17 protein-coding genes are annotated in these 24622 nt (G+C 42.3%); 6 read left to right on the top strand and 11 right to left on the bottom strand.

Going from position 1 to position 24622, the window contains the following annotated elements; all coding sequences use genetic code 11:
- Positions 1–40: 40 nt before the first annotated feature.
- Together BW986_RS13000 and BW986_RS13005 are read right to left on the bottom strand one after the other, a co-directional pair.
- Complete coding sequence (locus BW986_RS13000; protein WP_076368313.1) at positions 41–2047, bottom strand: penicillin-binding transpeptidase domain-containing protein; 2007 nt, start codon at positions 2045–2047, stop codon at positions 41–43.
- Between the two features lie 155 nt (positions 2048–2202).
- Positions 2203–3639, bottom strand: a complete 1437-nt coding sequence (locus BW986_RS13005) for a hypothetical protein (RefSeq protein ID WP_076368314.1) — start codon at positions 3637–3639, stop codon at positions 2203–2205.
- A gap of 465 nt (positions 3640–4104) precedes the next feature.
- On the opposite strand from BW986_RS13005, the gene BW986_RS30220 reads away from it, so the two are divergent.
- Entirely contained in the window at positions 4105–4248 is a 144-nt protein-coding gene (locus BW986_RS30220) for a hypothetical protein (protein ID WP_179086066.1), read from the top strand.
- Between the two features lie 28 nt (positions 4249–4276).
- Here BW986_RS30220 and BW986_RS13010 read toward each other — a convergent pair whose 3' ends face one another.
- Entirely contained in the window at positions 4277–4591 is a 315-nt protein-coding gene (locus BW986_RS13010) for a hypothetical protein (RefSeq protein ID WP_076368315.1), read from the bottom strand.
- A gap of 547 nt (positions 4592–5138) precedes the next feature.
- Here BW986_RS13010 and BW986_RS13015 point away from each other — a divergent pair.
- The 4 genes from BW986_RS13015 (at position 5139) to BW986_RS30225 (ending at position 11243) form a co-directional block, all read left to right on the top strand.
- Positions 5139–6032 carry a helix-turn-helix domain-containing protein gene (locus BW986_RS13015; protein WP_076368316.1) on the top strand — a complete coding sequence of 298 codons (894 nt, stop codon included), beginning with the start codon at positions 5139–5141 and terminating at the stop codon, positions 6030–6032.
- Positions 6033–6172: 140 nt separating this feature from the next.
- The gene (locus BW986_RS13020; protein ID WP_076368317.1) at positions 6173–6406 is read left to right on the top strand and encodes a hypothetical protein; all 234 of its coding nucleotides are present in this window, start codon (positions 6173–6175) and stop codon (positions 6404–6406) included.
- A gap of 246 nt (positions 6407–6652) precedes the next feature.
- Positions 6653–8278 carry an SWIM zinc finger family protein gene (locus tag BW986_RS13025; protein ID WP_076368318.1) on the top strand — a complete coding sequence of 542 codons (1626 nt, stop codon included), beginning with the start codon at positions 6653–6655 and terminating at the stop codon, positions 8276–8278.
- Positions 8271–11243 (top strand): DEAD/DEAH box helicase, encoded by a 2973-nt coding sequence (locus BW986_RS30225; RefSeq protein WP_076368319.1) that lies wholly within the window; start codon positions 8271–8273, stop codon positions 11241–11243. Before BW986_RS13025 ends, BW986_RS30225 begins: the two co-directional genes overlap by 8 nt.
- A 170-nt stretch (positions 11244–11413) precedes the next feature.
- Here BW986_RS30225 and BW986_RS13035 read toward each other — a convergent pair whose 3' ends face one another.
- Positions 11414–12022 (bottom strand): LysE/ArgO family amino acid transporter, encoded by a 609-nt coding sequence (locus BW986_RS13035; RefSeq protein ID WP_076368320.1) that lies wholly within the window; start codon positions 12020–12022, stop codon positions 11414–11416.
- Positions 12023–12146: 124 nt separating this feature from the next.
- Here BW986_RS13035 and BW986_RS13040 point away from each other — a divergent pair, with 124 nt between their 5' ends.
- Positions 12147–13592: an aminotransferase-like domain-containing protein gene (locus BW986_RS13040; protein WP_076368321.1), complete on the top strand. Its 1446-nt coding sequence runs from the start codon at positions 12147–12149 to the stop codon at positions 13590–13592.
- 126 nt (positions 13593–13718) lie between these two features.
- Here BW986_RS13040 and BW986_RS13045 read toward each other — a convergent pair whose 3' ends face one another.
- The 7 genes from BW986_RS13045 to BW986_RS13075 form a co-directional block, all read right to left on the bottom strand.
- Positions 13719–14135, bottom strand: a complete 417-nt coding sequence (locus tag BW986_RS13045; protein WP_142244592.1) for a hypothetical protein — start codon at positions 14133–14135, stop codon at positions 13719–13721.
- Between the two features lie 754 nt (positions 14136–14889).
- Positions 14890–18627, bottom strand: a complete 3738-nt coding sequence (locus BW986_RS13050) for a S8 family serine peptidase (protein ID WP_142244594.1) — start codon at positions 18625–18627, stop codon at positions 14890–14892.
- A gap of 207 nt (positions 18628–18834) precedes the next feature.
- Positions 18835–19737 carry an ABC transporter permease gene (locus BW986_RS13055; RefSeq protein WP_076368323.1) on the bottom strand — a complete coding sequence of 301 codons (903 nt, stop codon included), beginning with the start codon at positions 19735–19737 and terminating at the stop codon, positions 18835–18837.
- Positions 19738–19749: 12 nt separating this feature from the next.
- Positions 19750–20754: an ABC transporter permease gene (locus BW986_RS13060; RefSeq protein WP_076368538.1), complete on the bottom strand. Its 1005-nt coding sequence runs from the start codon at positions 20752–20754 to the stop codon at positions 19750–19752.
- 115 nt (positions 20755–20869) lie between these two features.
- The gene (locus BW986_RS13065) at positions 20870–22486 is read right to left on the bottom strand and encodes an ABC transporter substrate-binding protein (RefSeq protein ID WP_076368324.1); all 1617 of its coding nucleotides are present in this window, start codon (positions 22484–22486) and stop codon (positions 20870–20872) included.
- Between the two features lie 42 nt (positions 22487–22528).
- A complete protein-coding gene (locus tag BW986_RS13070) occupies positions 22529–23497 on the bottom strand; it encodes an ABC transporter ATP-binding protein (RefSeq protein WP_076368325.1) in 969 nt (322 codons plus the stop codon).
- The gene (locus BW986_RS13075) at positions 23478–24482 is read right to left on the bottom strand and encodes an ABC transporter ATP-binding protein (protein WP_076368326.1); all 1005 of its coding nucleotides are present in this window, start codon (positions 24480–24482) and stop codon (positions 23478–23480) included. The genes BW986_RS13070 and BW986_RS13075 overlap by 20 nt, the downstream gene beginning before the upstream one ends.
- Positions 24483–24622: the final 140 nt, after the last annotated feature.

A 24622-nucleotide genomic window follows, 5' to 3' on the forward strand; every position in this document is an offset into this window, starting at 1 on the left:
TTGCTGCATTTTCACCTATTTCTGATGGATGACTTTTTCTTTACTTCAAATACTTCTTCAACACCGGTTTCATATTATCGACAACGACATGGCTGCCGCCTCGTCCTTTTACATCTTCAATCATCCATGCCATGAGAAGTTCCGGATCTTCTGTGTCCATGGCAACAAACCAGCCATTTTCTGTTCCGTCAGCATTTTTGGATGCCTTGATTTCGGCAGTTCCCGTTTTGGCAGCGATTTTGATTCCAAGATCATCTATTCCATGTCCGCTTCCCTTAGGATGCTCCACCACTTGTGTCAGCATCTTGGTGACCTGATTTGCTTGGTCTGCTGATATCGCATTCTCTTTCCATATTTTCTTTTCTATTTTATCTCCTGTTATTAACGAAGGTGCCAGGATGTTTCCTTCATTCAAGAAGGCTGAATAGGTCATGGCGAGATGTAGCGTGCTCATTTGGACTTGTGCTTGACCATATCCAGCGTCTGCCAAGCGTCCCTCACTGTCGATCTTACCGATGCTCGATGCTTTGATCGGATAATCGTAATTCAAAGGCTCATCAAATCCGAATGCCTTGAGCCCATCTGTGAATTTTTCCTTCCCTAGCCCCAAAGCTTTTTGGGCAAAGTAAATATTGTCTGAATAAATTAATGCCTTTTCCATATCGATTGGAACACCTGGGTCCGACACCCTTGTAATGGAATGATCTTTCCATGTCGATTTGGCCCACGTTTTCCCTTGGATATTAATCGACTCTTTCGGATCCACACCATTTTCCAAAGCGATTGCCGCAGTGATGGCCTTAATGGTTGAACCAGGTGCAAACGTCGAACTGAAGCGGTTCAAAAGTGGTTTTTCCGGGTCTTCTTCAAGCGCTTTTTGTTCCGCTTTTGTTATCCCGTAAATATATTTATTAGGATCGAATGAAGGACTTGAAACAAGTGCAAGCGTTTGGCCTGTCTTCGGATCAATTGCCGATGCAGATCCAGTTTCGTTCTTATATTGCTTGAAGATATCCTTTTGAAGCTCGGCGTCGATGGTCAAGGTAATTGTTTCTCCCTCTTCAGCAGGCTTTTCAGCAATCACTTTTTCTTCGCCATCTTCGGTTTTAATAAAGATTTTACCGCCAGGTTCACCTTTAAGCCGCGCTTCCAACACTTCCTCAAGACCTCGCTTGCCAATAACGTCACTTGCGGTATAACCTTTTCCTTTCAATTTCTCTAGATCTTCCGCCGATGCCTCACCGACATATCCAATTAGGTGGGCAGTAGCCTCTTTATACGGATATATACGCTCTTCCGTATTATTGACGGATACACCGGCAATGCTCAATAGCTTTTCCAAGGTTGCGGTATTATCATTTGACATTTTCTTGATGGGCACGAAATAGCTTGGCTTTACCCATGATTGTTTTAATTTCTGATTCACTTCGTCAGTGGACATATTGAGGATTCCAGCGACCTTTTTAACCGTTTCGGATTCGTTGGCCATTTTCTCTGGCACGATTCCCACCTCTGCCACCGTTCCATTCATGGCAAGGCCGCGTTCATTCCTATCGACAATTTCACCGCGAATGGCTGGATACGATTCAACCGATACCTTCTCTCCAGCTTCCAATTGAGGGAATATATAGCTTTCATCCCACTTGATGTACCAATTTTCTTCCTCGCCTTCCCCTTCCTTGACAAGTGTCGCTTTATGGTCAGAGCTGACTGCACCAGCCATAGTGGACATGTCAACGGTATATGAAAGGCTTACCTTTTCTCCATCTTTATGATTTTTCTCTTCTTTAGGCTGTTTATAGTCCACCTTTAATTGGTCGGCTTCTATGCCCGAATAGATTTTTTCATAACGCTTCCCAAATTCATCCGCACTGATTTCTTTCTTTGTCTCAGGCGACAGATACTCGTACATCTTCGCATAATCCTGTTTATTCCAAAGCTTCGTATATGCCGCAAAGCGATCTTCCGGACTAGGCTCATCCGAGCATCCGGCCAGGAACAATACGCTCATCAACAATAAGCTGGAAAATAAAGCTAGTTTCTTCATGATTTCCTCCTAATGAATAGTTAGAATGATATACCTATAGTTTAGCAAAATATTAGGGGAATGGGGGATTTTGCATCCCGAATTTCTTCATTTTTCTAATTGACCATGTTATTTCTAAAACAAAAGTCCTGTACATAGTGTACAGGACTTTTATATTAAAGCATTCTTTTTTTTCGGCTTTTTTTCTCTTGCAGCCATTTTTTCAAGAAGAAAAAGCCCAAGATGGCCGAAATGACTAGACCGCTTGTTGTAACAATGACAGCTACCCATTCGTATAAGGTGTAATCCATATAAGCTTTCCACGGTAATTTCCCTTTCCAATCTTCAATATATAGATTCATTCCGAAAATCCCGGAAACAACCGTATAGATCGTTAGTATTTGCAAGAGGTAATTACTGCTTTTCCCAGACAGTTTATCCTGATTTTGATAAAGGTAGGAAAGTGTTTCCTTCACTTCTCTGTAGAGAGCGGCAATCCTGAAGGCTTCATCCGTTTTTTTGAATAGCTCTTTACCGATTGCCGTACTATTGACTTCAGTGAATAGGTACTTTGCAGAAAACTGAGTGATCATGAAAATCAGCTGTTCCGTATCCGATTGATCTTTTTCCACATCTATCTGGGAATGTTCATGAGCCAATTTAAGCAGTACGATTTTATAATAGAAGAAAAGCAACACTGTATAAAAATGCTGGCCATACATTTCTCTTGCAAGTTCCTGCTCCAGTTTACCTTTCGCTTTCGTGACACACGCAAAATGATACATGCTAGTTATATAATAGGTCTCCTTGCCCCACCTGTCATATACCCTTTCTTGATAATACTTTTCTATATAATCGGGGTTTAATGCGCCTATATATGGCTCACCATCATTGTCATACCCGTTCAGCTCACTGATGCGGAATAAATCATTTTTAGTAATATCACGATTCTTGGGGAATGCAGTATAACTGATCACGTACATTCTTTCATCGATGAAGAAGGGCAGACTGCCAAAATATGTCGGGTTCCCTTGTTCCTCATCCATATATTCCTCAATTGGCGGCAATAGTTCATTGAAGATGAAATCCTTCACCTGTTCATACTGATTTTCACGACAGCTTACTTTCGTTTTTTCTTCATCATCAGCAATCGGTTCGAGGATTCGGAATGTATCACCAAAATAGAGCACATCGTCATAAGAAAGCCCTTCAGGCAAAGTGATGCGAAGATTCATCATGCCTATATGAAATGGGCATATGAAGATATCTATAGAGTTGATAATAAATGGGGTATTTAAATAGGGTGATTCGAAGGTACAATCAATGTCCAGTTTTTTCGTAAAACGCCGCAAGCCTTCCTTCTGTTTTGCATTACCTGGAAATAAAATCGGCTCGATGTAAGGCATGAAATACTTTTCCAATTTACGATGAGAAACTTTATGGCCACCGTAAAATTGATCTTGTTGTTCCATATCTTTCAAGTTCAAAAAAACGAAATGGTCCTCAAACAACTTTTCCACAAACTTTTCAATCATTTTTCCTTCAAGCGCAAATGGAAAAATGTACTGCTGGAAAGTTCGCTTCGTGGGATCATTCTTCACTTTCACATCCATAAATTATATTCCTCCGATTAAACTGCTGAAAACAGGTTTAATTTATCTTGTTTCTTATATTTACCCATGTATAGACAAACAAAACGAAACATATTATAGAAATAAAGTGGACAAATTCTCCAAATAAAAAAATCCCCCAAGCAAGTGCTCGGGGGCCATCGAAAAGAGTTCTTCAACCCTCTTCACTTTAGGGTACTAGAAACTGATGTTTCTAATGAAAAATCCGATATTCGGACCATTTTAGCATTTATTTAACGTATGATAAAACACGAAATCCCTCCATATTTAGGCATTACCACTCATTATTATCTAATTAATCCTTATATACAGGGATTCACAGAAGAAAATATAACTATAGGAATAATTATGTAATTTTTTTGGTTCATTATTTCTTTCCCTTTATCATGAGAATCATGTTTTAACTAATGAGAAATGGGTAAATAAAAAATGCAAAGGAGAGACATCATGAAATCCGATAGCAATAAACAACACTTTAAATTTTTTGAAAGAACAAATAACGCTAAACCAAGTGAACGGAAACAAATGAGTGATTTCATCAAAAAGAAGATGAATGCTCAAAACTCTCATTTAAATGGTAAAAACTCATGACAGGTTGGATGTCATGAGTTTTTATCGTTTAAAATGCGATTTCATTTCCCTGAAGGTTGTGCTTTACACATTTCTTGATACCGATTACATTCAAAAAATGTTTAATTTTCTTTATCGAGGTTGCCTGATATTCATCTACAATGGAAAACTCTTTAATATAAGCGATTTTTTCTTGTATACCTGTATCTATATGATCTTGGCTGTATTCTTTTTGATCTGATTTTTTGCATGTGTACACCACAGCTTCACCAATATTCCTGGTTGCCTCATCAAAATAAAAAGAAAACACAATGGCACATTCATCATCGTAAAAAGAGGGTTGAACTTTCATATTAATATCCATCGTTAAACTTACACCTCTCTCCGTTTTGTTATTTACACTATAACAAAATTATTAAAGGGAAATAGGCGTTACAAACTACACTCACATTTCTTCCACACCTACCAAATGGACCGTACACTCCCCATTCATAGATAATTATAACTACAGGAATATGCTCAAAAGAATAATCATTTAATAAAAATAAAAAAACATCTTCTAATGAAGATGCTTGAATGATTGATAAGGACGCAACATTACTTATTTATATAAACCTGGAAGTTCTGCGTAAAGGCCTGGTAATTCGCTTGGGACAATAACAAAAGCAGCGATGATAAGAAAAGATACGACTAATGCTTTAGTACTTTTTTTCATAGGTCATTCCTCCTTTTCTTTTAAAAAAATATTGGTTAAAATAGAAAATAATTCTATAGTTATATTTAACCACACTTCTTAAAACCATATATTTCGACTAAAGTTTCTATTTAAACCGTTCAGGACCTGTACATACCGCTTTCACCGATTTTTCATGACAAAATATAACTCTAGGCATATTTTAAGGAGAATCAAAATGGATTTTTTTGCAGTTGGACAAAAGATCAAAGAGCTACGTAAACAAATCGGGCTTTCCCAGGAAGAGTTGGCATCCGGTATTTGTACACAAGCACAGATCAGCAAGATTGAAAAAGGCGATGTCTATCCATATGCATCCACCCTCTACTTAATTTCCCAACGTTTAGGCGTTGATGTAAACTATTTTTTCGATATTGGAATGACCCCTAGGCTGGATTACGTTGAAGAAGTGATTTATCAATTAAAAATAGCCAGAAGAACCCGAAATTATGAGGAAATGCAGCAAATTGTAAAGGCTGAGGAAAACAGTCCCCTCTTTCTTCAGAATAAAAAGAATCATCAATTGATTCTTTGGCACAAGGGAATATATGAATATGAAAAAAATAAAGATTTGAATAAAGCCATAGAATTCATTAATCAGGCCATCGCCATTACTCATACGACCGACAAAATATATTCGGAACGGGAGCTTGAAATCTTAAGCAGCCTTGGTGTAATGTATGTTGCCGAAGAACAGTACGAAAATGCATTCGCCTTGTTAAAGAAAGCTTTGGATCACTTGAAAGCCCTACCCTTTTTGACGGATAAAACGCTAAAGACACGCCTATCCTATAATTTTGGCAGAGTGTTAACACGCCTGGTCCGATACGAGGAGTCCATTGCCTGCTGCCAAGATGCCATAAAGTGGTGCCTCGAACATGATCAATTATATGCTTTAGCAGATTTACACTACCATTTAGGTTACAATTTTGAACTCATTGGTAACTTTGAAGAAGCAAAAGAGTACTTGGAAAAGTCAGCGTTTCTATTCAATTTACAAAAAAACCATACCTTTGTTACATTCATCAACAAAAAGTTGGATAGTTGGAAGAACGAAATGAAAATAAATTAATTCTATATTTTTGGCCATTCCCACGGGAATGGCTCCAATTTTTTTAGGAATGCACAAATTGAACATTGCCTCCAGTCAACTTTTTTTAAACTTTTGTATAGAACCCCATTTACCTACAAACTGAGCCATTCACCAGGAGTATGTATAATTTCACACGCATCATTTTCAAAACCTCCATTCTACATTTTAAATTCCATGCCAAAATGAAGTATAATAAAGAGATGCTTCAAAAACGCACCTTTAAAGAAGGTTCCAGCCCCTCATCAATTGGTTTTGTGAAGCGTGATGAGGATGAAGGTTTTCAGGCATGTTTAACATTAATGCCAGTTATTCCTGTTTATATCCGAACCGCTTATATTCAAGGGGATTTTTGACGATATTGACTTTTACAGGGTTTTTATGAGTATACGGATAGAAGCAGTGATGGTTTGTTCGATTAAATGGATTAGAACGTAAAGAGAACGGCCATGGAAAAAGCCCGGCAGTCGATCTCGGGATGTAATATATGCACGGCCCCAAAATAACCGGGGCGGATTACGATAAGCTAAAGAACTGATGGTTCATGATCATAAAAAAATATAATTTTTGGTAAACAGGGCTTGTCCCTGAAGGAGGAGAGTATGGAGCGGGAGTTGTTGTTAGTTGGGGAGCGGCTGGCGGAATTTTTGGAGGCCGGGGATCCGGAAGATTCGGATGTGGTGAATCAAGGGCTCCAGTTATACCGTCAGGGGCTCGTTGATATTAAAGAGGAAGCGGTGGATACGATTGCGGCTGAGGTACAGGATGGGACACGCTTTAAGGCCAGGCTGAATCTGCTCTTCCCTCAGGATGGAAGCTGTACATGTGATTCAAGGTTCATATGCCGGCATCAAATAGCCGTTTTCTTTTCTGCATATTCTGAACACGCTAGTGTTTCCGAATGGCTGAGCGAATGGAAAGCACCAAAAAACACCTCAACTGCCCAAGCACTGCAGCAAGTTAAACGGGCAAGTGAATTACTTAAACAGACGGCGGGGAATTCCATCGTCTTAGATAAAAGCTACCCATCATGGAAGCAATTCGTCAATGATGCCTTTGAGGAACATGTCGAGCCTCATATAGGCGAGGCTACTTATATGATTGAAAACCATATACAAACTTACTTTAAACGCCTTAGCTCAAAAGCTCCAATGGAAAGGGAATGGAAGTTACTTTATCATTTCGTTACGCAATTTTGCACGATGCAGCAGACACTAAGAATGATTCAGCTGCATAAAAGTGAGACGCAAACGATCAGGGTCTTTTATGCACTTGCCGTCGACCTGGCAGAAGAGCTGCATGAATCGGTACAGCCGCTTAGCAGGCAAGCGAGGCCCTTCGCCTTTGATCCCTTCGTTTTCAGCATCAAGGAAGATGTAGCTAAACTACTGGATGGAGGAGAAGGCCTTGAATACGAAAAGATCGACCTCTACCGGGAGATATGGAGCTACTTATTCTCCAACTCCTCATGGCGTAAAGAGGAACTGGAACGAATCAATAAAGTACTTCCCGACAAATATATGGGGACCACCGAGCGGACGTCCTATTCCCTCGCAGCCATTCACCTATCCCTTTTGGAGAGCCATGATAAACAAGCGATTGAGCTTCTTCATGAATTGAAGAAGGAAGCCTGTCCATACATTTTTTATTGGCTGAATCTCCTGGCTGAATCTGACAACCGGTCACGTGCCATCCCTTTCATTGAATTCATCAATAATAATGTCCAGGAATTCCTTGCCGGTTTATCCGATTATTATAAACGGGTGGATTTCGTCCGAACGTTCACGACTTTAATTAACAGTTGCTGTTATAAATTAAAACGGACCGATTTGCTTGAGAAATTTTACAGGGCCACCCTTCCGCACAGCTATTGGAACTATGCAAATTTCCTTTTTGAACAAGGACAATATAAAAAATGGGTGGAGATGCATATTTACTCAGAAATCAGCATTGACTTAATCAGCAGTGAATCCATCAAAGAAGTGGTCTCAAAGGAACCGGAACTAATCCTGCCCCTTTATTATCATGCGGTCCAGGAAAAAGTTTCTTTGAAAAACCGTCCTGCTTATAAGCAAGCTGTCCGTTATTTGAAAAGGATGCGCACCATTTATAAAAAGAGCAAAAAAGAAGACGTATTCGATCGTTATATACTTTATGTAGCAGATTCAACCAAACGGCTTCGCGCTTTCCAAGAAGAACTAAAAAGGGGTAAGCTTATCGATGTTTAATCCAGGGAAATTAAAAATCAAAATAGCGGCTCTCGAAAATGGAACTTACGCCCTTGGTGTAGTCAATGAAGAGAATACCTTCCTCACTACGAATCATATACGCAGGCTGTTATTCAACTGGGATGACGCAAGCTTTTATGGTACTAAAATGACTACGGATCTAGTGGATGGAAATCAAGTATTCATTCTTGACGCTTGGGGACTTCTCAACTTTTTTGCTAGGGAAAGCTTTAACTCCTTCATAGAATGGGAATGGTCCGAGTTATCCTCCCTTTGCCTATCAGCAGCGCCCGTTCTTCATGAATCCATTGAAGCCGGAATCCCCGTACCGGATTTCACTAATCTTCAGTTGGACTCCATCGGCTGGAAGCTGCCGGAAGAAGTGGAAGAGGAATTCGTCCCTTCCTTTTGGGAAGAAGAAATATCATTGGATCTCCCTTCACCTGAACTGGAAACAAACCGTACTTTTATCGAAAAGTGGTATAACGGTGCCGCTAATATGTATTTAAAAAACTATTCACCCATGCAGCATAAATGGAGTGAAGCCGTCGGGGCATTAAAGGATACACGGCTTTCTCCCGAAGAATTGCAGGCCTTTTTTGACAAAGACAGCTGGCAGGAATGGCTCGGTACCCTGCCAGATCCCAAGCCATTCACCATAGGTCTCCGTTTAACTGAGCCTCCTGATGGCAATGGGCCTTGGATACTCGATGTTACCCTTCGGTCAAAAAGGGATGAGAATATCCTTGAAACATATACAGGAAAAAAACTGCCGCGCGGCTGGAATAAGTATGCAAGTGAAGTGGTGCGTGCTACGAAACGCTGGCAACTCGTCGTGCCATGGCTTGGGGAGAATGGCCGTCTGAAAAGGGAGATTTCGGAAACGGATGCATGGGAGTTTCTGACCGACGCAAGCGAAAAGCTCCTTTTTCTTGGCGTCGAAATTCTCCTTCCATCGTGGTGGCTTGCCTTGAAGGAGTCCTCATTGAAGGTCAAGGCGAAAGTGAAGAGCCAATCGAACCGAGGCCCGTCTTATGTCGGGTTAAAAGCTATAATGGACTTCGATTGGCGTTTCTCATTAAATGGCAAAGAGCTCACTGAGGCGGAGTTCGCGGAGCTCGTCAATGAAAAAAGGCGGCTTGTCTTCATCCGCGGCCAATGGGTCAAGCTTGATCCAGCTTTCATTAAACAAATTCAGGAGCTGATGGAAACAGCTAATGAAAAAGGCATCCAATTGACTGACTTGCTGCAGCAGGAACTGTTGAATGGCGTAAATGAAGATGGCGATGACGATTCTGAAAACGACGAAATGCTCCGGATTCAATTTGAATTGAACCAGGAGCTCCGTAAAATGGTTGGAAGACTCCGGGAAACCAAAAACATATCCATCCTGCCCGTCCCTAATGCACTTCAAGGTGATTTACGCCCCTATCAAAAACTGGGCATGAGCTGGCTCCTTTTTTTAAGGGAGCATGGTTTTGGTGCTTGTCTAGCCGACGATATGGGACTTGGAAAAACCGTCCAGATGATTGCCTACCTACTTCATGTGAAAGGTAAAGAAGGAGCGAGTAAAGAGCTCCCGACTGCCCCCAGGGATGAACAAAAAAGTGAACCGATCATTGTTGAAGAGGATAGCAACGCAGAGAGCAGTGATGAGGCTGAAATCATTACCACTGCCCCCGAATCCGTCTCTGTACAATCGGCACTCATCGTCTGCCCGACATCGGTCCTGGGCAACTGGCAAAAGGAATTGGAAAAATTCGCACCATCACTTAAAGTTCACCTTCATTACGGATCGAATCGTGCTAAAGGTGAAGCATTTACTAAACTGGCAGCCGATCATGATATTGTCTTAACATCATATGGACTGACCCACCAAGATGTGGCTGAACTGACCACCATCCATTGGAGCAGCGTTATCCTTGATGAAGCACAAAACATCAAGAATGCTCAAACAAAGCAATCCAAAGCGGTCCGCAAGCTAAACGGCAGACATCATATCGCCTTATCAGGTACGCCGATGGAAAACCGTTTAAGTGAGCTGTGGGCGATTTTCGACTTCATCAACAAAGGTTATCTCGGAACGCTAGGTCAGTTTCAGGAAAAATATGTGGCGACCATTGAGCGTGATGAACAGAAGGATAAAATCAAGGAATTGCAGCGTTTGATACAGCCCTTCTTGCTTCGCCGTACAAAACGCGATAAAGAAGTCGCTCTTAATCTTCCGGATAAGCAAGAACAAAAGGAATTCGTACCGCTTACCACCGAGCAAGCATCGTTGTATGAACAACTGATAAAAGATACATTCACTGATATCGAGCAACTGTCTGCCTTTGAAAGAAAAGGCATCATCCTCCAGATGCTGAATAAGCTCAAGCAGCTATGCAATCATCCAGCTCTTTACTTAAAAGAGACGGAAAAGGAAAACATCATGAAGGCACCTAACCGTTCAGGTAAACTCGAGAAGCTGACCGAGCTTATCGATGCTGTCCGCGAACAGGATGAAAGCTGTCTCATTTTCACACAATATATCGGGATGGGCAATATGATTAAAGAATTGCTGGAAAAACGATATGGCTTTGAAGTGCCATTCCTGAACGGGAGTGCGAACAAGAAGCAGCGTGATGAAATGATCACCCGATTCCAAGATGGGGAATTCCCCATCTTCATACTCTCGTTGAAAGCAGGCGGCACTGGACTTAATCTTACAGAAGCGAACCACGTGATTCACTATGATCGCTGGTGGAACCCGGCTGTTGAAAATCAAGCCACCGACCGTGCTTACCGAATTGGACAACAGCGTTTCGTTCACGTTCATAAGCTAATCTGCACAGGGACCCTGGAAGAAAAAATCGACCAGATGCTTGATAAAAAACAAGCCCTGAACGACGAGATCATCAGCAGTGACAACTGGATCACCGAACTTTCCACAGAGGAAATCAAGGACTTGGTCGCTCTTCAATAACCCGCTCTCACGATATGAAGATGAATGAGGGAAGGCAGTCAGCTTATCAGGACAAAAAAAAAGGGAGAATGCATATATGATATGCATTCCCCTTTTTTTATACATAAGCGCCCTGTAAATTTTCAACCCTTGAATGCCTGGCATGGTCTAGTTCGATACGTTTATCTGATTCAAAAAAGCGATTTCACCATATAGAGAGCTGTGATCCAAATGATGATTGCAGAAATTTTATTTAATATTCCAAGGAATTTTCCGGATGTATCAACCTTTTTCAGCAATCGCCCCGCTAGACATAATCCATGGAACCAGCACCATGACACAAAGATGCACGTTATGGCGAATATCACTTTATCTTTTCCAGAATAAACAAGTGAGCTTGAACCGATTACACCTATTGTATCCAAGATTGCATGCGGATTCAGTAATGAGACTGATAGAGTAAACACAATTTGCTTTTTGGTCGACATCTGCATGGATTGGGCACCTGACTGTGAATTCGATTTGGCAAACCAAATCTGAAAACCCATATACAATAAAAATATAACTCCGATTATGATTAATGTAAGGCGCAACCAATCATATTGCATGACAACCAACGAAACACCTAAAATAGCTAACAGAATGAGCACTGTATCACAAATTGCAGCTGTGATCGTTGCTGGCAATGCTTTTTTTATTGTTGGTTGGATTGCTCCTTGATTAAAAATGAATACATTTTGCACTCCCAACGGAAGTATCAGCCCTAATGCCAATAATAATCCATGAAAAAATGGCCCCATACGAATACCCCCTCCCTTCATATTCAGTATAATGAAAACAACAAAGGAATTAACCATCCAATTGGTTGGTTTTCAAACCAACCAATTTACAATGAATATAGAACATGAAAGGAGTGGTTTTCGCATGTTTATCGAATGGAGACCAAACCGGACTTCCGACCAATCACTTCACCAACAAATAGTAGATTGGGTCAAACAACAAATTACACGAGGGGAATGGCCGGTTGGTACTAAGCTTCCATCACAACGCTCATTGGCCGAATCATTTGGTGTAAACCGAAGTACCCTCATCACGGCCATAGATGAGTTGATTGCAGACGGATTATTGGAAACTAAGATGGGGTCCGGCACATTCGTTTCAAATAATACTTGGAATGTGCTCGTCTCCAGCAAACAGCCTGACTGGAAAAACTATGTCCGGAACGGCCTTCATGAACCTAATTTAAAAACGATTCAGGACATTAATCAATATGAAACGGACACCACCATCATCAGATTGGGCACGGGCGAACTATCTCCGGATCTATTGCCTACAAAACAAATCGAAAAGACGTTGCGATCCACTTCTTTTGATGCCCACTCATTAGGTTATTCCGAGCCCAAGGGTGATAAGAGACTTCGCCAATGTATAAGTGTTTATTTAGAAACAAAAGGGATCAACGCAAGTCCCAGCTCCCTCATGGTCGTTTCTGGCGGGCTTCAGGCACTCCAGTTGATTTCAGTTGGTTTACTTCAAAAGGGATCGTTGATATTACATGAATCCCCTTCCTATTTAAATTCCGTTCACCCATTTCAATCTGCTGGGATGCAATTGGTAGGTTTATCAATACAAGGCCGGGAAAGTATTCCGACTCAAATAAAGCGCATCAATGGAAGGAAAAAAGCGTCACTGTTTTATACTGTTCCAACGTTCAACAATCCAACAAATACTACATGGACAAAAGAAGAAAGACTAAACCTCCTATCACTATGCAAAAAAGAACAGATCCCGATTATTGAAGATGACGTATATAGTGATTTGTGGTTTGAAAAAGAACCACCGCCCCCTTTAAAATCCCTTGATGCAGATGGCCTTGTATTGCACATTGGCAGCATGTCCAAAACATTGAGCCCCGGATTGCGTATCGGATGGATTGCCGGCCCGATAACTGTGATTGAACGTTTAGCGGACATTAAAATGCAAATGGATTACGGTTCCAGTGCACTATCCCAACACCTTGTGGCAGAATGGTTAGCAAATGGTCAATATTCAAGGCATTTAGAGTGGCTAAGGCATGAGTTGATAGATCGCAGAGATTTTACATTAACCCTTCTCGATCAATATTTTAAGGGACTGGCTGAATGGCAAATACCTCAAGGCGGATTTTATATATGGTTAAAATTATGTAAACCCATCGTGAATCCAAACCTTTTCAAGCAAGCGATAAAGGAGAACATACTTCTTAATCCGGGATACATATACGAACCAAATAACCATACACATATACGGCTTTCATATTCATACGCCTCGAAGGATCAATTAGCTTATGGCATCCAAACCCTATCAAAGATCATTCGGCGGATGGTTTGACATTTTGAAGGATAGGAGACGCTCATCATATCGAGGAGCTGTCGGGACAACTCCTCGATATTGAGTAAAGTAACTTATTCGTACGTTCTCATACCCTACAATGTCCTGCAGCTCCAGAAGAAGATATCACGGATTAGCAGCTTTCATTTTTACGTTCCGCCCTTTTTGCTGGATGATGAAAAAAGAATGGTGATAGCCATGATTGATCATGATATGATCGAGGATTGCAATAAGCGCCTCACCCTTATTAGGCTGAAATGTCCCTGAACTTTCCTCAATGATGATTTTTTCTTGGTGGGGATCATAATTAATGGTTGTTTTAGCACCTCTTTCAAAGAAAGAAAGGGTTACCTCCTTACATAGAGGAAAATCCTGATAAGGGGAATCTGAGCGGGGAGCCTTTTCAAAGGGAGAATGGACGTGCTGAAGTGCATCAAAGAAACTCGGTTTTGTAAGATATGACCTGTCGCTTCCTTTCCTTTCGAATTTCACTGTAATTCCAAGACTACTTACTTTTTTACTGGATTTCTTCTTATAATTCATAGATACCCTCCTTTTAATAGGTTCTTTATACCTAATTCTTTTATCCCATTCCATATACCTGCCAGAAAATGAAATTACTTCCTCAATAATAGATTTACATATTTGCACGGTGAAAACGCAGCAAACCGCTTCATAAACAGCATGAAAGAATTCATTCATCAAATCCATGCTTGGGAAATCTTATTACACAAAAACAGCCCTCTTGGAAAAGAGGGCTCAAACTGTAGACAAATACGAAGAAAGCGAGTTTGCCTGCAATTTTTTATTTAAAAAGTTCAGTTGATTTCAGAAATCCGCTCCCTTTCCGCCGACTGTCTGCCAAGCCTCCTCGGCGCAAGCGCCTGTGGTGTCTCGTAGCCAGTAATTCGGCAGGAGTGTCGCAAATTCCTTCAATTTAATGAGGGTTTCATTCCATATAAAAGGTATAAATTCATGAAGGATAACCAATTCTTCTTTTATTTATCATTGTTCAGGGTAGTCCATTCCGAACCCCATTTTGTATGAAGAAAAGTGAGTTTCCCTATAGTCTTCAGTTGATTGGAACGGAAGGTACGGGACTCCTGCTTAGAAAAGCGTGTCCAAGGGAGACCCCACAGGCGCAAAGAGCGCCGAGGAGGCTCCCGGACCGCCCGCGGAAAGCGAGTGCCCTACGTCCCAATCAACGCTCGAATTGTACAAACCCTCAAAAAAACAGTAGGTAAAATCAATTATTTGTACAAACTGCAGCCCTCTTGGATAAGAGGGCTGTTTTTCATTATTTTTTAGCTTTATTGATGTTAAAGGATTTCTTCGATTCATTTCCTGCAAGATCGGTCACCTTAAATTCAATCTTGTTGTTGCCTGTTTTAAGCGGCAGCTCCAAATCCTCTATCTTCTTCTTATAGGCACGCATTTTGTAGGGTTCCTTGAATTCATGATAGAATACTTCGCTTCCATTCAGGTAAAGACGGATTTCATCAAAATTATCCTCTACCGTCACGTCCACTTTTGGATTCTTTCCTTTGGCTCCCACAGTTTCCGGTACACCTTTAACTTTTAACCCTGGCTTTGTTGCATCGACCATAATCGTCCGTTTAAAGGAAACCGTGTTATCCCATTTATCGGTTGCTTTAACCGTGAAGCTTTGGACACCATCTACAAAATTCTTTTCATATGAGAATTGATATTTATTATTCGTCTTGTTATACGTTACAGGTACCGTTTTATTGTCGATTTTAAATTCCGTTATTTCCGACGCTTCTTCAATTTCTCCAGTTATTTTGATTTTATTTTTATTGTTCACGCTCAAGGCTTCAGGACTCTTGATCTTTACAGCTGGTGCATGATTATCGATCGGAGCCGAATCACTTGCTAATTCGGTTTCAGCCGATTTTTCATTACCTGCATAGTCAATTGCCACAACCTGAACCTTTTCCCCTTTTACATCAGGTAGGGTGAATTGTTTCGCATTCGCCGGGAGCGGTTCTTCCATGATGGATGCTCCATCTACTTGTACATCGTAATAAGCAAGCCCTGAACCATTCAGATTATCCTTACCTTGGATGGTCAATACATTGCCTTTTTTCGAAATCTTGACTGTCGGCTTTACCGTATCGATTTTGATAGGCATTTTAAACGTCTGCCATTTCGCACCCTCGTAATCTATCATCGCTTTGATTTCAAAATAATAGACCCCATCCTTAGCGAGTGCATTATTGATTTTACCGTCCCATTTACGGGCTGGATCCAGGGTGTATGCAGTCCCTTGTCCGCCATCATAATAGTCTTTACGTACATTATTCTCTGTGCGAAGTTTCCGTACCGACTTGTTTTCACCATTCAATATATTGTATTCTACCTTTTTCGCATTCCTTAAGAATGATAGGACCGGCACGAAATCATCCTGTGCACCATCACCATTTGGGGAAATTGCAATATTTTTGCCATTGAATGTTTTTCCCGCAGGGTCATAGCCGAGATAAGTGAAATCTTTACCTGCTGTCGATACTCCTCCTGCCATGCCATAGAAAGATTCTTTGTCATATTTAGTGCCATCCAGGATCGGGGCTTTGTCCCACTCTCCTTTAAACCCTACATACGGTACATTCAGTTCCGGATTGGTATCGGCTGGATCCTTCAATGAAATGAACCCTTCAACAAAGTATCCATTTGGAAAGACCTTGTCAATGTCTACAAGAGTCTGAAGGTCATCGCCAAGTACCTTTGCATTGGATATGTCCACTTTCACTTCAAATGTAACCGATTTTTTTGCAGGAACGGTAATCTTATTTGTATTTTTATTATTGATTTTAATCGAAGCGTTCTTAATTTCCTGTGCTTCCAGCTCATTAGCGGAATAACCCAGTTGTCCCTGGATTGCATAGTCCGTTTGGATGTTTCCTTTTACATCATACTTGACCGCTTTGTTGCTGAAGTTTTCAACCTTTAAAGTGAAGGCGAACTTATTTCCGATCTCCTTCATTGCAACCTTCGCTTCTTTCGTGAATGCCTCGGTCACGACAGCAGGTGTGGACAATGCGGATTGCAGCTGCATGACCCCGGCTCCCTGCCTGCGAGGCGAGTAAGGGTTTTCCCAGTCAAGGGCCTTATTGACGACACCCTGATCCGTTAATGGTTTTGAAGTATTCATCATCAGATTCTTAGCTAAATTAGCCCGGGCAGATCCATTTAATTTAAATTCTTTATCCACTCTTTCAAGAACCAGTGCCGAGCCTCCGGAAACATGTGGTGCCGCCATCGAAGTACCGCTCATCATTCCATATTCATCGTTGTTCAGCGTCGAATAAATTTGTCCGCCCGGAGCAGTGATTTCTGGTTTGAAATCCAAGTTCGGTGCGACTCCCCATGAACTGAATGAGCTCATTTTCCCTGCTTCTGGATTTACAGCTTTTGTTTTATCACCATTAAAGGTAACCTTCACCTTTTCACCATCCGTTAAGGCCGCTTTCAGCTTTGCACCATCCGATTTCAACATGAACAGCTGAGGAATGGTGATGCTTGGATCTGTGGCCATGGAAATATATCCGTCAGCATTATTGTAAATGATGACTCCTGTCGCTCCTGCTGCCTGGGCATTTTGCGCCTTTTCTATAAAAGAAAGCGTGCCGCGCTCGATGAGGGCGAACTTGCCTTTAACATCCACTTTGGAAAGCTCCTCCGGCGTCCCAAGACCTGCAGCCACCAAGTCATGTGTTTTATCCTTCAAAGCATTGGGATGTACGCTTGAAGCCGACATGAACGGAGCTTTACCTGCTTGTCCATTTATATCATAAGTCGCTGCATCCAAATCCATATAGTTATTCTCTACCGATGCCACTTGTACAGAATCGTAAGCAAGCCCAGGTGAACCTGAAACGCCAATATCCGGGTTCGAGGCCGATGGGTTTGCAAATCCATTTCCAAAGTGCGCCGAGTTTCCTGCTGAAATCGACATGAGGATCCCATTATCAACAGCCCTGGACACCGCCTGCTGCTCCGGATCTTCTGCCGATACAAAACCTGCAGTGGAGCCAAGGCTCATATTCAGCACATCCGCTCCAAGGATAATGGCATCGTCAATCGCCTTAATGTATATATCGCCCCATGTTGTCTGCATATCGGGATCATTCCCGAAGACCTTTAAAGCAAGCAGTTGGGCTTCAGGAGCAACCCCTTTAATGCCGCCGTTCTCTTCATCTCCATTGGCACCAGCCGTACCTGCTACATGCATTCCATGCATGGAGGCCCCTTCACCAAGGTCAAGGATTTCTTCATTTTCATCCATGTAATTGTATCCATAAGGTACCTTCGCCGTATAATAATTGCCTAATAGATGGCTAGATTCCTTCATACCGCTTATTTCACTTTCAGTCAGTTCAGCCTTATTCTCTTCGTTCAGGACCATATCACGGTGAGATGGGTCGATTCCAGTATCAATAATCCCGACGACCATCCCTTCCCCTTTATATCCATATTCCCGCCAAGCTTCCTGGGCTTGGACAAGTTCTTTACTATAAAGCATCTCGGGTTTTTCTACAGGACGTTCATATTCATTCGCAATATGTACTTCAGCAACTTCAGGCATGGCTTCCACTTTTTTGATTTCACCATACTGAAGTTCACCACTGAACCCATTGACGACTGTCGTAAAACTTTCAAGTTCCTTGAAAGCTATTTTTTTCTCTTTCACCTTTTTTTTCAATTTCTTCTGATTAGCTAGCTTTTCGGACTTTAATTGTTGTTTCTTAGTTTTTGATAACTGTTTAAAAAGTTTCCCTTCTTTCGAAGCTGTTTCTATTGCCGGGGCTTCCTTCATCTCTACGATGACCCTGACCTTCTCATTGCTTTTGTATTTCTTCCCCAAATCATTTTTCTTCAGCTTTATAATACTTTCCTGATTCTTCTTACCTGCACCGCCCGAGCCTGTCGGGGGATCTGGGAGCTTGGCTGCGGAAACGCTTGCAGTAAATACTAATAGAAAGATTGCTAGAATGGACAAGCTGCGTTTAATCAATGAACTTTCCTCCTCTAAAATAATCAATTTTTGGAATATTCTTACTGAGTATAAAAGTATCACAACTTTTGGGGTGATTTTAAGGGGTAATAGTCACTATTTTCCTATTTCGAACTAGGATTATGTTATTATTTTTCATATTTTAATAGATTTACAAGATAAATGACAAAAAGATGGTGATGTTAAACTAACATCACCCTTTTACTTCTAGTTTTTCATTCTCGGATCCAATGCATCGCGCAGCCCATCCCCCATTAGATTAAAGCCGAGTACCGTAAGCATGATCGCAAGGCCGGGGAAAAGAACCGTCCATGGTGCCTGAATGATGAACGCCCTGGAATCAGCAAGCATTTTTCCCCACTCTGGTGCTGGCGGCTGTGCACCGAGACCGAGAAAGCCCAGTGCTGCACACTCAATTATGGCAGTTGCAATCGCCAAGGTGCCTTGAACGATGATCGGTGCAAGACTATTCGGAAGGACATGGTGAAGGAGAATCCGGCCATCCCCCATTCCAATTGCCTTCGCAGCCGTTACATATTCCTCTTCCTTCACCGTTAAGACCCGTGAACGTAAAAGCCGGCCGAATATCGGGACATTGACGATGGCAATGGCAATAAGTGCGTTACGAAGGGAAGGTCCCAAAACGGCTACGACAGCAATGGCAAGCAAGATACTTGGAAAGGCCAGAATGATGTCAAAGACCCTCGATATGATTGTATCTATCCACTTGCCATAGTAACCGGCAATGATTCCTAAAAAAGACCCGACCACGACAGATCCGGCAACAGATAAGAAGCCGACCCCTATTGATATGCGCGAGCCATAAATGACCCTGCTCAAAATGTCACGTCCAAATTCATCCGTTCCGAACCAATGCTCCGCAGACGGGGCCAAATGTTTATCACTTAGCTTTTGCCCCTCAAAAGAATAAGGTGCAATAACGGGCGCGAAGATGGCGATTAAGATAAAAAATGCAACAATCCCCAGTCCCACAAGGGCTACCTTATTTTTCCTAAAACTTTTCCACCCTTCCTTCCAGGGAGAGATGACTTTTTCCTCTGCCTCTTTCGGAGGAAGGATTGGCGAAGTATTCGTTGCTATTTCAGGCATGAGTTTCCCTCCCTATTTATACTTAATCCTAGGATCGATCGCTGCATACAACAAGTCCACAACTAGATTGATCATGACAAACAAAAAGGCGATGACAAGAATTCCGGACTGTATCACCGGATAATCCCGAGATAGTATTGCATCATAAATATATGTACCGATACCCGGCCATCCAAAAATGTTTTCCGTTAATATGGCGCCGCCTAAAAGTAATCCTGTCTGCAGGCCGATAACCGTCACCACTGGAATCAGGGCATTCTTAAGGGAGTGCTTGTAAACAACCCAAAACATTCTCATTCCTTTAGCACGAGCTGTACGAATGAAATCCGATCTCATGACTTCCAGCATGGACGAACGTGTCATCCTTGCAATAATGGCCATCGGAATGGTCGCAAGCGCAATCCCCGGCAAAATGAGATGTTTGATCACCTCGAAAAACTGATCAACCCTGCCAGCCATGAGTGTATCCATCAAATACAGGCCGGTTATGGCTTCAACGGGATCCCTGATATTATCCCGCCCTGTCGTCGGAAGTAAATCCCATTGAATTGAAACGAGGTATTGCTCCATTAACCCCAGCCAGAAAATAGGCATAGACAAACCAATCAACGCAATCACCATGGCGACATAATCAAACCATGAGTTTTGAAACCAAGCTGATATTATCCCTGCATTCACGCCTATTACCACGGCGATGATCATGGCGATCAAGGCCAGTTCTATCGTGGCCATTAGGTATGGCCCAATTTCTTCAGAAACCGGACTATTCGTTTTTAACGAAACACCCAGGTCTCCCTTTAACAGACCTGATAAATAATCCCAAAATTGAATGAACCAAGGTTTATCCAGACCAAGCTCCTTTGTCATTGCAGCGACTGCCTCTTCCGTTGCTTGCTGCCCTAAAATCACCTGTGCTGGATTCCCAGGAATCGCCCGAATCATCATGAATACAATAAATGCCATTCCGAGTAACACTGGAATGAGAGATCCTAAACGTCGTACGGTATAGGAAAACAAAACAATCACCCGCCTTTTAAATAAGGGTCCTTCGAAGCGCCCTTGATCATTTTGAAATACATTCCATAACAAAACCGGGAAGCATGCAAGACTCCATACTACCCGGTTCGTACGGTTAATTTTCTAGTGAAACATTAACAAGGGATTGTGAACCAGTTGGATGTGGAACAAACCCTTTGACCGTCTTAGATCCGGCTAACTGCGGTAAAGAGTGTACAAGCGGAACCCATGGAGCATCATCATGGATGATTTCCTGTGCTTTTCCATACAGCTCATTGCGCTTGGCTTCATCTGCCGTGGACTGAGCTTCGATCAGCAGTTTATGGACCTCATCGTTTGCGTAACGGGCATAGTTGTTGGAGCCGATATTATCTTTATCCAATAATGTATAAAGGAAGTTATCCGCATCTCCATTATCGCCTGTCCAGCCCATCATGAAGGATTGGGCTTCACCAGCCTGCACTTTCTCTAAATATGCAGCCCATTCGTACGAAACGATATTCGCTTCGATGCCGACTTGTTTTAGGCTTGCTTGAATGGCTTCAGCCACTTTTTGACCATCTGGCATATATGGACGCGGTACCGGCATTGCCCATAGATCCATTTTAAATCCGTCTTCAAGTCCAGCTTTTTTCAGCAGTTCTTTCGCTTTTTCTACATCATAATCATAGTCTTCGACTTTGTCATTGTAGCCAGAAACGGATGGCGGCATGGGATTCTTGGCAGGCTCTGCTGTGCCTTCATAAAAATTATCAATGATTTCCTTTTTATTGATCAAATGCGAGATGGCTTGACGCACTTCTTTCTTGTCGAATGGCGCTTTCTCAACATTGAAAGCAAAGTACCCGACGTTCATGGATGCACGTTCGAATATTTGCAGGTTTTCATCTCCTGTAACCTTACTGATATCACTTGGGTTCAACCCGTCCATCAGGTCGATTTCACCCTTGATTGCAGCATTTAAACGCGCAGAGTTATCTTTAATGACCTTAAACGTGATTCCATCAAGTTTCGGCAGTCCTTCTTGCCAATAGTCATCGTTTTTCACCACTTCAATCGTATCGCCAGGTTTCCATGATTTGAATTTGAAAGGACCTGTACCAGATGGATTTTTAGTGAAGTCATCACCCTCTTTTTCAATTCCAGCCGGACTGGCTATTGCAAATGTAGGCATGGCAAGGTTTTTCAGGAACGGCGCCTGCGGACGGTTCAAAGTGAATTCCACCGTGCTGGCATCGATCGCTTTTACTTCTTTGATCACATGACCTTCATCACCTTCAAATCCTCCAAACATGGAGGCATAGTAAGCAAATTTACCCTCATCCTTACTTTGTGCCCAACGTTGAAAGTTTTTTACGACTGCATCTGCATTGAAATCCGTACCATCATGGAACTTGATTCCGGTTTTCAATTTGAATGTGTATGTTTTTGCGTCATCGGACACTTCCCATGATTCTGCAAGACCCGGATTGATTTCCGTGTCATCTTCCCCATATTTCACTAGCGTTTCAAAAATCTGCTGTGTGACGATGAATGATTCCCCATCGGTTACGATAGCCGGGTCAAGACCGACAGCGTCTCCACCTTTACCGTATATCAATACGCCGCCCTTCGCTTCACTCGATCCACCTTTACCATCATCTTTCTCTTTTGATGTAGACGAGGAGCATCCCGCAAGCGCTAGCGAAAGAGCCAGGATACCAGTCAGCAATAATGCCCATGTTTTCTTCATATTCTTCCCCCTTATTATTTGCGAATTTATGTATACGTCGTGTCAATTGTATAAATGACAAGCAACGTAGTGACCAGGTTTATGTTCATTCAGGATTGGCTTTTCCGTACTGCATCCTGCCATCGCCTTCGGACATCTCGTATGGAATGGACAGCCTCCGGGCGGGTTTGATGGGCTTGGAACATCTCCCTGCAGGATTACCCTATCCCCTTTGTATTCCACATCCGGGATGGGCACGGCTGATAGTAAAGCCTGCGTATATGGATGAAGCGGATCTTCATAAAGCCCTTCACTTTCCGTCAATTCAACTATATGTCCAAGATACATGACACCGACACGGTCGGAGATATGCCTCACCACTCCAAGATCATGGGCAATGAACAAGTAGGTCAAATCAAAATCTTCCTGCAAATCCTGCAACAGATTCAAGACCTGTGCCTGGATCGACACATCCAGCGCAGATACCGGCTCATCGGCAATGATCAGTTTGGGGTTGACTGCAAGTGCCCTCGCAATGCCAATACGCTGCCGTTGGCCCCCACTGAATTGATGCGGATACCTCTTAGCGTGGTAACTGCTTAAGCCAACAACCTTAAGAAGTTCCTGCACACGGGCCTTTCGCGCCTTTTTATCTTTAACCCCATGAACGATGAGCGGTTCTTCCAATATTTTTTCAATAGTATGCCTGGGATTGAGGGAAGCGAATGGGTCCTGGAAGACCATCTGCATTTCACGGCGCATCTTTCTCATTTCACTGGAAGATAAAGCTGTCAGGTCCTTTCCTTCGAAATAAACATTACCCTCACTCGGCTCAAGCAATCGAAGCAATAACCTTCCCGTCGTCGACTTTCCGCAACCGCTTTCACCGACAAGGCCTAAGGTTTCCCCTTTATAAATGGAAAAAGACAAACCATCAACTGCCTTGACCTCTCCGATGGTCTTTCCGAGAACCCCTCCTTTGATTGGAAAATGCTTCTTTAGGTTTTCTACCTTAACCAATGTTTGATTCATGCAAGGCAGCTCCTTTCCCATCTTCATACAGCCAGCAGCGAACATGCTGACCTTCATCGAATTTCAATAGAGACGGGGTCTCATTTATACATTGCTCCATGGCATGGGAGCACCGGGGAGCAAACTGGCACCCGAGGTTGCTTGTCCCAGGTTTTGGCACATTACCCGGTATCGAGTAAAGGCGATCTTTCTTTATTCGCATATCAGGAATCGACTGAAGTAAACCGACCGTATAAGGATGCTTAGGGTTTTGGAAAATCGTTTGCACATTTCCTTCCTCTATCACCTTGCCGGCATACATGACAATGACACGTTCACACATTTGCGCCACTACCCCAAGATCATGGGTAATCATCATGATTGCCGTGTCTGTTTCTTTATTTAAATTCTTCATTAACTCTAGGATTTGTGCCTGGATCGTCACATCCAAAGCCGTTGTCGGTTCATCGGCTATAAGGAGTTTCGGCTCGCAAATCATGGCCATTGCTATCATGACCCTTTGTCTCATTCCACCTGAAAGCTGATGCGGATATTCTTTGAGCAATTCCTCGGCACGGCCAAGCCCAACCAGCTTCAACATTTCCACCGCACGATGCCGGGCCTGTTTTTTGTTCCATTTTTTATGTATCCGAAGCGTCTCGACCAATTGCTCGCCAATAGTGAACACAGGATTCAGGCTTGTCATCGGTTCCTGAAATATCATCGCTATATCATTCCCGCGAATTTTTCTCATTTTCGCTTCAGAGGCATTTGCGATGTTCTCTCCTTTAAAAAGGATTTCCCCCTCCACCTTACCAGCCGGCGAAGGAACCAGACCCATGATGGACAGAGAAGTTACGCTTTTTCCGCATCCCGATTCTCCAACAATTCCTAAAACCTCACCAGGATTGACATGGAAATCGATTGAGTTCACGACAGGAATCACCCCATCGTCAGTACGAAAACTGGTTCGCAGACCATTCACCTTAATAATTGGTTCGCCCATCAAATCACTTCCTATATATAACTTTTTTTCCAATTATATTATTGGGTTTATTATTGCATCAAAATTAAAATATTACAATATATTTTCTAAAAATTCTAATTTAACAGAATTATTTTTTTATTTTTCCTATTTACACACAT

The sequence above is a fragment of the Peribacillus simplex genome (assembly GCF_900156045.1).
In the GTDB taxonomy this organism is placed as follows: Bacteria; Bacillota; Bacilli; order Bacillales; family DSM-1321; genus Peribacillus; species Peribacillus simplex_D.